At 68.0% G+C, this 10,281-nt stretch carries 10 protein-coding genes; 3 read left to right on the top strand and 7 right to left on the bottom strand.

Going from position 1 to position 10,281, the window contains the following annotated elements:
• Positions 1-151: 151 nt before the first annotated feature.
• From ROR02_RS10100 to ROR02_RS10075, 6 genes are all read right to left on the bottom strand, one after another.
• The gene (locus ROR02_RS10100; RefSeq protein ID WP_147163900.1) at positions 152-1,183 is read right to left on the bottom strand and encodes an aldo/keto reductase; all 1,032 of its coding nucleotides are present in this window, start codon (positions 1,181-1,183) and stop codon (positions 152-154) included.
• Positions 1,184-1,347: 164 nt separating this feature from the next.
• Positions 1,348-1,722, bottom strand: coding sequence for a NifB/NifX family molybdenum-iron cluster-binding protein (locus tag ROR02_RS10095; RefSeq protein WP_218032802.1), 375 nt, complete (start codon positions 1,720-1,722; stop codon positions 1,348-1,350).
• 83 nt (positions 1,723-1,805) lie between these two features.
• Positions 1,806-2,693 (bottom strand): ATP-binding protein, encoded by an 888-nt coding sequence (locus ROR02_RS10090; RefSeq protein WP_170245066.1) that lies wholly within the window; start codon positions 2,691-2,693, stop codon positions 1,806-1,808.
• Positions 2,686-3,564, bottom strand: a complete 879-nt coding sequence (locus ROR02_RS10085) for a nucleotide-binding protein (protein WP_147163898.1) — start codon at positions 3,562-3,564, stop codon at positions 2,686-2,688. The genes ROR02_RS10090 and ROR02_RS10085 overlap by 8 nt, the downstream gene beginning before the upstream one ends.
• Complete coding sequence (locus ROR02_RS10080; protein WP_147163897.1) at positions 3,561-3,974, bottom strand: NifB/NifX family molybdenum-iron cluster-binding protein; 414 nt, start codon at positions 3,972-3,974, stop codon at positions 3,561-3,563. The genes ROR02_RS10085 and ROR02_RS10080 overlap by 4 nt, the downstream gene beginning before the upstream one ends.
• 566 nt (positions 3,975-4,540) lie before the next feature.
• A complete protein-coding gene (locus tag ROR02_RS10075) occupies positions 4,541-4,927 on the bottom strand; it encodes a DUF134 domain-containing protein (RefSeq protein WP_147163896.1) in 387 nt (128 codons plus the stop codon).
• A gap of 267 nt (positions 4,928-5,194) precedes the next feature.
• On the opposite strand from ROR02_RS10075, the gene ROR02_RS10070 reads away from it, so the two are divergent.
• Positions 5,195-5,800 carry a TetR/AcrR family transcriptional regulator gene (locus ROR02_RS10070; protein WP_147163895.1) on the top strand — a complete coding sequence of 202 codons (606 nt, stop codon included), beginning with the start codon at positions 5,195-5,197 and terminating at the stop codon, positions 5,798-5,800.
• Between the two features lie 251 nt (positions 5,801-6,051).
• Here ROR02_RS10070 and ROR02_RS17570 read toward each other — a convergent pair whose 3' ends face one another.
• Positions 6,052-6,633, bottom strand: a complete 582-nt coding sequence (locus ROR02_RS17570) for a TetR/AcrR family transcriptional regulator C-terminal domain-containing protein (RefSeq protein ID WP_246135494.1) — start codon at positions 6,631-6,633, stop codon at positions 6,052-6,054.
• A 380-nt stretch (positions 6,634-7,013) separates the two neighbouring features.
• Between ROR02_RS17570 and ROR02_RS10060 the strand changes: the two genes are divergently transcribed.
• Positions 7,014-7,973, top strand: coding sequence for an efflux RND transporter periplasmic adaptor subunit (locus tag ROR02_RS10060; RefSeq protein ID WP_246135493.1), 960 nt, complete (start codon positions 7,014-7,016; stop codon positions 7,971-7,973).
• Between the two features lie 452 nt (positions 7,974-8,425).
• The gene (locus ROR02_RS10055; RefSeq protein ID WP_170245064.1) at positions 8,426-10,219 is read left to right on the top strand and encodes a cache domain-containing protein; all 1,794 of its coding nucleotides are present in this window, start codon (positions 8,426-8,428) and stop codon (positions 10,217-10,219) included.
• Positions 10,220-10,281: the final 62 nt, after the last annotated feature.

Raw genomic sequence — 10,281 nt, 5'->3', positions numbered from 1 at the left:
CCGTTGGTATAAATCAAAAAAACCTGTAGCCGTTCATGGGGGATGGGCAATGGATCGGCATGGGCGGTTCGAGAGATGGAGGTCACAAGAACGCGCCCATGCCGGGATTTTTCATCGGGATCCGGCCATGCAGGAGGTCGGACCGATCCGGTCATCCTTCCAGGGCAGCCTTCAGGGCCTCGTCGCCGATCTGTTCGACGAACCAGGCGGGATAGGGCCGGGGGATGGCGCTGGCCGCGTCCAGGGCCTGGAGGGTTTCGGCCGACAAGTCGAGGGATGCCGCCGCCAGGGTCTGGTCCAGGTGCTCGATCCGGCTTGCGCCCAGCAGGACGGAGGCAACCCCGGGGCGGGTCAGCAGCCAGGCAATGGCCACGGCGGCGACGCTCACGTCGTGGGCCCGGGCCACGGCGCCCAACACCTCCAGGATCGCGAAGCCCTTGTCGCGGTCCACGGGCAAGATGTCGAAGCCGGCCAGACGGCCGCCGTCGCCGGTGGGGTCCTGGGGAGTGTAGCGGCCGCTCAGGAATCCGCCGGCCAGCGGGCTCCACACCATCAGGCCGATGCCGGCATCCCGGGCGAAGGGGACCACCTCGTGCTCCACGTCGCGCCCGACCAGCGAGTAATACATCTCGGCGGCGCAAAACGGCCGGGCCCCGGCGTGGCGCTGAAGCCCCACCGCCTTGGCCGCGAGCCAGGCCGGCCAGTTGGAAAAGCCGGCGTAGCGCACCTTGCCCTGGCGGATCAGGGTTTCCAGGGCGTCCAGGGTTTCCTCAAGGGGCGTGTGGGGGTCAACCCGGTGGGCCAGGTAAACGTCGATCCAGTCGGTCCCCAGGCGGCGCAAGCTGGCCTCGGCCGCCGCCAGGATGTGCCGGCGCGACAGGCCGCTGTCGCCCAGGGCGGGACCGGTGCGAAAGCCCACCTTGGTCGCGATCACCACCTCGGAGCGGTGCCGGCCCAACGCGTGGCCCAGCATGGTTTCCGAGGCCCCGCCGGCGTAGGCGTCGGCGGTGTTGAACAAGGTCACGCCCGCTTCCAGGGCGCGGCCGACCAGCCGGTCCGCCGTCCCCTGTGTCTCGATCTTGAACACCGAGGCCATGGGGCCGGTGCCCGACCCGAAGGTCATGGCCCCGAAGCCCAGTCGCGAAACCACGAGACCGGTGTTTCCCAAGGTGGTGTACCGCATGCGCCCCTCCCCCTTTTGACGGAAACCGCCCGCTCGGCGACGGTGCCGGGGAAGTATAGCAAAAGACCCGCCTTTTGGCGGATGCCTTTTGGGCCCAAGGGACCAATTTCAAGGGGACGTAGCCCGGGGAAAAGACACGTCCCTTCCCCGGGCGCGAGCGTGTTTTAGCCGTGCGAGGCGCAGGAGTGTTCCGGCTGGAACGGGGGCAGCTCTCCGGCCTTGAAGCGGGCCAGGACCTCGGTCACCGTACCCGGGGCCGGGCACAGGTGCACGGTGATGCCCGAGCGCAGGCAGCCCATCAGCGGGCCGCGCCCCATGCCGGCGGCAATCAGCACGCTGACGCCGCGCCCGGCCAGGAGCTGCACCGGGGCCATGCATCCGCCGTGGCTGTGCGGGACGCCGGGCACGACCTCGATCACTTCCGCCTGATCGCCATCGATCTTGGCCAGGGTGAAGGTGGGGCACTGGCCGAAGTGGGCCGACAGGGGCGCCTCGGCGCCGCCGGGGGCCTCGCTGGGAATGGCAACGATCATCGACATGACACAGGGTTCCTTTGAGACGAACAAAAATGCAAAATACGGTTTTTCCGAAATTGGAAAGAGCCGTTTCCTAAGAAACTACCTTAGCTTTCGGGCAAGGTTGCCAGCAACGCCTCGACCGCCGTCCACGCGCTTCGCACCGCCTGGTCCATGCCCTGGTCGGTGACCGAGAGCAGCGAGCGCCCCTCGACCACCGCCGTCATGGCCTCGGGCGTGAAGGGAAGCCGCCCCACCACCGGGTGCCCGCGCTCGTGGCAAAAGGCTTCGATCTCGGCCGACAGGGCCGGGTTCAGATCAGCCTTGTTGAGGATCACCGCCGCCGGGCGGTGAAAATGGGCGCACAGGTCGATGATCCGCCCGAGGTCATGGCGCCCCGAGGGCGTGGGCTCGGTGACCAGGACCGCCAGCGTGGTGCCGGTGAGCGCCGACAGGGCCGGGCAGCCGATGCCCGGCGGACCATCGGCCAGCAGCAGATCGCCGGCTCCGGCACGCACGGCCGCCTGGGCCGCGCCGCGCACCTCGGCCACCAGCAGGCCCGAGTTCTCGCCCCCAGCCGCCAGCTCGGCATGGAACAAAGGCCCCAGGGGGGTGCTTGCCCGCCACCAGCGCCCGATGGCGCAAGGATCCAGACGCACCGCGCCGGCCGGGCATACATGGGCACACACCCCGCAGCCCTCGCACAGGCTTTCGACCACCCGCGCGAGGCCGCTCGCGTCGGTTTCAATGGCGCGAAAGGCGCAGGCCGGCTCGCACGCGCCACAGGCCACGCACACGGCGGGGTCGATCACCGCTTCCTGGCCGCCCATGGTTTCATGGCGTTCCAGCGGCTCGCCCTCGACCAGCAAGGCCAGATTGGCCGCGTCCACGTCGAGATCCACCAGCACCGGGCGGTGGGCCAGGGCGGCGAAGGCGGCGGCGACCGAGGTTTTGCCGGTGCCTCCCTTGCCGCTCAGGATACTGAGTTCACGCATGGGCTGTCTCCCCGGACGGGGTGGCCAGGGCGGTGATGGCCTGGGCCAGCGCGCGCAGGCGTCCGGCGTGCTCGGGCCCCACCTCGTCGAGCGTGCGGCCCCGGGCATAGGCCTCGGCCACATCGCGGTCGAAGGGCAAGGCGGCCAGGACCGGAAGCCCGGCCTCGGCGCAAAACGTCCGCACGCCCTGGTCGTCGAAGCCGGCGCGGTTGATGACCACCGCCATGCGCCGGCCCAACCCCTTCATCGCCCCCCACGCCAGCCGCAGGTCGTGCAGGCCAAACGGCGTGGGCTCGGTGACCAGCACCACCAGATCGGCGTCGCGCACCGCCTCCAGGGCCGGACAGCTGGCGCCCGGGGGGGCATCGATCAGCACGTCGGCCGGTTCCTGGGCCAGCGACGCGCGCAAGGCCACCCGGACCTTGCGCATCAAGGGGGGCGCGTGGGCCTCGCCAATGCGCAGGCGTCCGGCGAACACCCGCCCTCCCCTGGGCGTCCGCCCTTCCAGAACCTCGCCCAGAAGACGCTGGTCCTCGACCAGGGCCCCGGTGGGGCAGCGCAAAAGGCACCCTCCACACGCGTGGCACAGCTCGGGGAACAGCATCGGCACCGGGCCGACCATGGCGAGGGCATTGAAGGCGCAAGCGTCGCGGCAGGCCCCGCACCCGGTGCACAGGGCCGGATCGATCCGGGGCACGGGCAAGGTAGCCTGGATTTCGCGCGTCATGGTGGCGTTCAAGAACAGGTCCAGGTTGGGGGCCTCGACGTCGAAATCGACGGCCACCACCGGACGCGGCCACACGCGGGCAAGGCCGGCGGCCACGGTGGTCTTGCCCGTGCCTCCCTTGCCACTGGCCACCGCGATGATCATCCCTCGTGCCCCGCGATCGCGCCGCCGGGCGCGTGTCCGATCGCGCCACCGGGCGCGTGTCCCATGGCACGAGGCGCGTTCTCCGGAGTCAGGGCGCCAGCGTTGAAGCGCTCCAGGGCGGCGCGGGCACTCTGGCCCTCCAGCCCCTGGTAGACGGCGATGCCAGCCGCCTCCAGCGCCCGCGCCGCCTTGGGACCCACGGCCCCGGTCAGCAGGGCCTTCGCCCCGGCCTTGACCAGGGCCTCGGCGGCGGCCAGACCGGCGCCCTGCACGGCGTGGGCGGCCGGCACGGCCAGGGGCGTGGCGGCTCCGGTGGTGGTGTCCACGATCAACAGCCCGGTCGCCCGCCCGAAACGGGGATCAACGGCGTCGTCCAGGGTGGTTCCCATGGTGGTGATGGCAAGTTTCATGAGTCGTCTCCCAGGCCCGCCGCCGGGGCCGCGCGGGCCCGACAGAACGGCAAGGCACAGAACCGGTAAGCGTGGAAGCGGCGCGATCCGGGCAAGCGGAGCCCGTTCCCCGCCCGGGCACGAGGGCCCGGGACGGGGAGGCACTTTCCACGATGAAAAACGCTGGACGGGCCTAACCCGTCTGTCTGGTGTCACGCGGCACGCGGCGGGGCCTGGCGGGGGGCTTGATAAGCGCGCGCGGCCCGAGATCCAGGCCTTGCACGCCCCCGCCCGCCGTCCCTCGGGGCCGCCCGGGGTCGGGGAACCTCAGCCCCGCGCCGATGCTCCTGGGCCGGCAGCCCCGGCCCCCTGCCCCCGGCCCCGGTGGCAGCGCCCGCGTCCCGGACCCTGGCCCGGGCCCGGAGGGAGCGTGCCGGTTTCCCGCGTCCGACGTCCGGGGCCACCCGCCGGCCCCAGTCCCCGGCCACAGGGCCCAAGGCCCCGTCCCCGCCCGACATCCGGCCGTTCCTCCATCATCGCGGCCTGTCCGCGGCCGCCCCTGCCCCATCCCTTTTGATCAGGCATTGTCACTCTCCTTGTGCAAAGGGGGGATCGTTTTCGTGTCCGGCCTCGTCCAGGGGACACCCGGACGCCCCGCCTTCCAGCGGCCCGTTTTCCTCGGACGCGAGACGATATTCCCCGCCCTCGATCCGCAGCGCCCAGCCCTGGGTCAGGGCTTCGGCGACCACGCGCCGGGCCTCGGCCAGCAACCGCGAAAAGGTGGGCCGGGAAACATCCATGCGCGCGGCCGCCTCGTCGTGATCAAGCCCCAGGGCATCGGCCAGACGCAGGGCCTCCAGCCCATCGACCGACAGCACCGCATGCGAAAGCAGGCGCAGGGGGATCCCCTGGGGTTTGTAGTACGACACGGGAGGGTGAGCGGCCACCCGACGCAAGCGGCGAGGTCTGGGCATGATCTCCTCGAACCAAAACGAGTCCTGAACACGGGAAAAACGCTAGCACAGCCCCTGCCCCGCCTCAAGTTATTTTGAGCGCTCGTTCATAACAAATGAACATGCGTTCGTTTCCAACCCCGCTCGCCCCGCCTGTCCCCTCCCCGGCAGGCACGCCGGCCCTCATCGGCCTTGCGTCGGGCGAAAACGGTACGGTATGGTACCGTACCGTTTCGAGCAGGAACGATGACACCAAGACCCGCGTGGGTCGGGCCAAGGAGGCCACGCATGACAAGATTGGATACCCGGGCTCGTTTGATCGACGCGGCCCTCAGGATTGTGCGGCGCTATGGGGCGGCGGGCCTGACCTTGCAGGCAACCGCCGACGAGGCCGGAGTCTCCAAGGGAGGGCTTCTCTACCATTTCCGCTCGAAGGATCAGCTGATCGGCGCCATGGTCGAGCACCTGGTGGATGGCTTCGAGGAAAAGCTGGAAGCGGCCTACGCCGCCGAGGAGTCGGGGCCAAGCCGGTGGGCGCGCGCCTATGTGCGGGTCTGCCTGGCCGACGACGCTCCCGATAGCGATCCGGTGGCGCATGCGTTTCTGGCGGCGGCCGTGCTGAACCCCGCCATGCTGGCGCCCATGCGCGACCGGCGCCAGCAGCTGCTGGAGCGGTTGCGGGGCGATGCCCCCGATCCCGAGCGGGTCACCCTTATTTTTCTCGCGCTCGACGGATTGTTCCTGCGCCGTCTGTCGCTGGGCATCACCGCCAGTTCCTCCGATCAGGTCCACGTCCGCGAAACCGCCCTGACCCTTCTGGGCGCGCCCGTGGTTCCGGGGGCGCAACGGACCCCGACCCTGGCCCTCCGTCCCGAGTCCGCCCGCCTCGCATGAGACGGGCGGGTCCGGAAATCCTTCGGACACGCGAACGCGAGGGCGTCTTTTGGAAAAACGCGGTGTCCGCCTTCCCCGGCGGCACCGGCGACCGACACGGGCTCACGGGCGGGGACCGCCCGCAGCCTCGACACAACGACGGCTCACACGGCAAGGGGCCCCGGGCGGGTGCACCGTGGCGCATGGCACGACGATCCTTGTCCCGAAAGCGCCTTGCCCCTGCCCGCCCCCTCGGCCAACGAGCGGAACGATCACCCATCCGCGCCCTGGAGCGCCCCGGGCCCGGGCGGAGCCAAGTCCCCGCTTTTCTCGGGATACCCCTGGCTGGCGCCGTGCATGAACAGGTGCACGGCGCGGCGGGCGTAGGCTTTCTGGTTTTTCTCGTCCTCGGGCACGCGGTAGCCCAGCGCGTAGCCGGCCGAAAAATCGCCGATAATCATCCCGATGAACATCTCGGCCAGATCGACGGCCTCGTAGCGCGCGAACAGCCCCTTGCGCTGGGCGTCCTCGAACAGTTCACACAGCCGCACGCGAACCAGCCGGGGCCCGCTCTCGTAAAACATGGCCGTGATCTCCGGATTGCGGCGACCTTCCGCCACCACGATCCGGTACACGGACAAGGCTTCCGGCGTACTCACCGCGCGCAGGAAATGTTCCCCGATTTCCAGCAACTGCACTTCGATCGGCGCGTTCCCTGGCTGGACCGCGCGCACACCGCTCCACACCCGTTCCGTGATGTCTTCTATAATCGTCCGCAGCAGCCCTTCCTTGCTTCCGAAGTGTTCGTACAGCGTCCGGCGCGATCCCTTGGAATATTCAAGGATATCGCTCAACGTCGTGTGTTCGAACCCTTTTTCCAGAAACAGACTTCGAGCCGCCGAAAGTATAGCTTGCCGGTGGGCCAACCCTCGCGTCTGATGCTTCCCTTGAGTCACAAAGCAGGCCTCCTTACCTGTTGACCGAACCTGTTGACCGAGCCGGCAGATTTCCTTGATCGGGACCGGATGGTACGGTACTGTACCGTACCATATCCGGTATCCCGGGGCTCGTCCACCCTCCCGGCCCCGCGCGAAGGCAAATAGGCACTCCCATGATCCGCCCAGGCAACCGCTCAGTACTCGTGAGCCTTCTTTCGGCCCTTCTCCTTGTTGGCGCATGTGACGAGGGCACGCAATCAGCGCCTTCGCAGGCCCGCGCTGTCGAAGTTTCGGTCATGACGGCTCAACCTCAGGATATTCCCCTGTTTCTTGATTTACCGGGACGAACCTCGGCCTATCGGGTGGCCGAGGTTCGTCCCCAGGTTTCGGGCATTGTCTTGAAGCGTCTTTTCGAGGAAGGCTCGGAAGTGGACGCGGGGCAACAGCTTTATCAGATCGATCCCGCGACGTACCAGGCCTCGGTGCAAAGCGCCGAGGCCGATCTGGCCAAGGCGCGGGCCACCTTGAAATCGGTGGAGGCCAAGGCGGCGCGCTACGCCGACCTCGTGCGCGTTCACGCGGTGTCGCGCCAGGATTACGACGACGCGGTGGCCTCGCTTGATCAGGCCCGCGCGGAAATCATGGTTGCCCAGGCCGCGCTGAAAACGGCCCAGATCAATTTGGGATACACCAAGGTCTACGCGCCGATTCGCGGACGCATCGGGAAGTCGTCGATCACGGAAGGCGCCCTGGTCACCGCCAATCAGGCCACGGCCCTTGCCACCATCACCCAGCTTGATCCGATCTACGTGGACCTGCGCCAGTCGAGTTCGGATCTGCTCCGCCTGCGCGAGGCCCTGGCCCAGGGGCAGCTCGCCAGTTCGGAAAGCGGCGGTGGGGCGCCCGTGCACCTGAGCCTGGACGGCACCGCCCACCTTTACGGGCCGGTGGGCACCCTTCAGTTCTCGGACGTGACCGTTGATCCGGACACGGGCGCGGTTCAGGTGCGCGCGGTCTTCCCCAATCCCGACAAGATCCTGTACCCGGGCTTGTTCGTGCGCGCCCAGGTGGAACAGGGCATGCAGAAAAACGTGGTCTCGCTGCCGCAAGACGCCCTGGTGCGCCGCCCCGATGGCTCGGCCCTGGTGTGGGTTGTCGATGCCCAGAACCAGGTGACGCCCCGGCCGGTCAGCGTCTCGCGCATGACGGCGGAAGGGACCTGGCTGGTGACCGGCGGCCTGAACGGAGGCGAGTAAGGTGGTCGTGGCCGGCCTGCAGAAGATCAAGCCCGGCATGACGGTGGTCCCGGTGGACGCCGCCCCGACCCCGGCGGCTCCCGCCCCCTCGAAGCCATCATGCCTCAAACAGTACCGTAAAATTTCATCCTTCCACTCCAAGGATTCTTTTCGATAAACCACATTTTCTATCTGGAAAGACGCGCGGTATTTCGATCATTATCGCATCCAGATTCGTGCCTTAAAAGGCCGCACGGACATAATAATTTATATGCAGCCCTTTGATTACACCCCTCGTTTGTGTCCTGGAAGGACGATCAATGAAGCCCGCGATCAGATTTAGTATATCCACCCGCCTCGCTGTCATCTCTATTTTGAATACCGTCCTTGTTAGTATTCTAATGGCCTTGGTTGTTTTTATTGTATTGGATACGGATACGTCACGACGGGCAAACGATGCCATTGACCGCAACATGCGCGTCGCCTGGAACGAACTCAACCGCCTGGGAGGCTCCCCCCACCTTGAAAACGGGGCCCTGTACGTGGGATCGGTCAAACTCAACGATAACAATCAGCTGGTCGACCACGTGGCGGATCTGGTCGGCGGCACCGCCACCGTGTTCCAGGGGGACACACGGGTTGCCACGAACCTGAAAAATCCCGACGGATCCCGTGCCGTTGGCACCAGGCTGACCCGCAACGCCGCCCATGCCAGCGTGCTTGCCGGCAAGCGCCCCTTCCGGGGCACGGTTGATGTTCTGGGGCGTTCCTACATCACCGGATACGACCCCCTGCTGGATGCCAGGGGAGAGGTCATCGGCATTTTGTACGTGGGGCTGCCCTTCGACGAGTTTTCCCAAGCCTCCGACACCATCAAGGTCGCCATCCTCCTGGTGGCCCTGGTCGCGGGGTCCCTGACCTTGGTCCTGTCGTCTGTCGCGACACGGAAAACCGTGACCACGCCCCTCTCGCGGATCGGCAAGGCCATGCAGGATCTTTCCGACGGCCGCCTGGAGACCGAGATTCCCGGCCTGGAGCGCGCCGACGAAATCGGAACCATGGCGCGCACGGTTCAGGTCTTCAAGGGACAGGCCCTTGAGAAAGCCCGCCTGGAAACCCAGCGCGAGAACGAAGAGGCCATGAAGGCCCGACGCCAGGAAGCCCTGGAACAGCTGACCCGTGAGTTCCAGCGCGACGTGGGCGAAATCGTGGGCACGGTCGAACACTCGGCCCAGGATCTGCGCTCGGTCGCCGAAACCATGTCCATGGTCGCGGAAAACACCCTGGAGCAATCCGAAATTGTCGCGGCCTCCGCCCAGCAGGCGGCGGCCAATGTCCAGACCGTGGCCGCCGCCGCCGAGGAACTTTCGGCCGCCGAACAGGATATCGCCCGCTCGATCACCCATTCCTCGCGGATCGCCAGCGGTGCCGCCACCGAAGCCCGGCGCATCACCGGCGTGGTGGGCGGGCTGGCCGAGGCGGTCAACCGCATTGGCACCGTGGTCGGCCTGATCGAAACCATCGCGACGCAAACCAACCTGCTGGCCCTCAACGCCACGATCGAGGCGGCCCGGGCCGGCGACGCGGGCAAGGGCTTCGCGGTGGTCGCGGGCGAGGTCAAGGGGCTGGCCGGCCAGACCGCGCGCGCCACCGGAGACATCGCGCCACAGATCACCGCCGTGCAGGACGCCACGCGCGAGGCGGTGGCGGCCATCAACGCCATTGCCCGGACCATTGCCGACATCAACGAAACCGCGTCGACCATCGCCGCCGCCGTGGAGCAGCAAACCGCCGCCACCGCCGAAATCGCCCGCAACGTGGACGAAGCGGCGCGGGGGACCCACGAAGTCACCGAAAGCATCACCCGGGTGCGCGAGGCCGCCGGCCGCACCGGCGCCACCGTGGGCCAGGTGGTTGACACCGCCACCTTGCTGATTGCCCGCGCCACCGGCCTGGCAACCGAGGTCAACGATTTCCTGTCGGGCATTGATCGCGCCGGGGATCGCCGGCGCCACCGCCGCATGCCCCTGACCTTGCCGGTCGAACTCGATACCCCTTCGGGCCGCGCCCGCGCCCGCACCTTGGATGTCTCGGTCGGCGGCGCGATGCTGGACCGCGACATCGGCGCGCGCCCTGGCGATCCGGTCGGGGTCACCATCGATACCTGGCCCCGCATCCAAGGACAGGTGGCCGGCCTGCACGACGGCAAAAGCCGCCTTGTCTTCGGGCCCGACGCCAAGGCGGTGCTGGAAAAGCGCCTCGCCTGATCCCCGAAGCGCGTCCGGCCGCGCTTCCCGGCTCGCCGGTTCCCCGCATGAAAAAAGCCTGG

Origin of the sequence: Pararhodospirillum oryzae (assembly GCF_007992075.1) — a bacterium.
Classification (GTDB): domain Bacteria; phylum Pseudomonadota; class Alphaproteobacteria; order Rhodospirillales; family Rhodospirillaceae; genus Pararhodospirillum; species Pararhodospirillum oryzae.
This window is presented reverse-complemented; position numbering and strand designations above follow the sequence as displayed.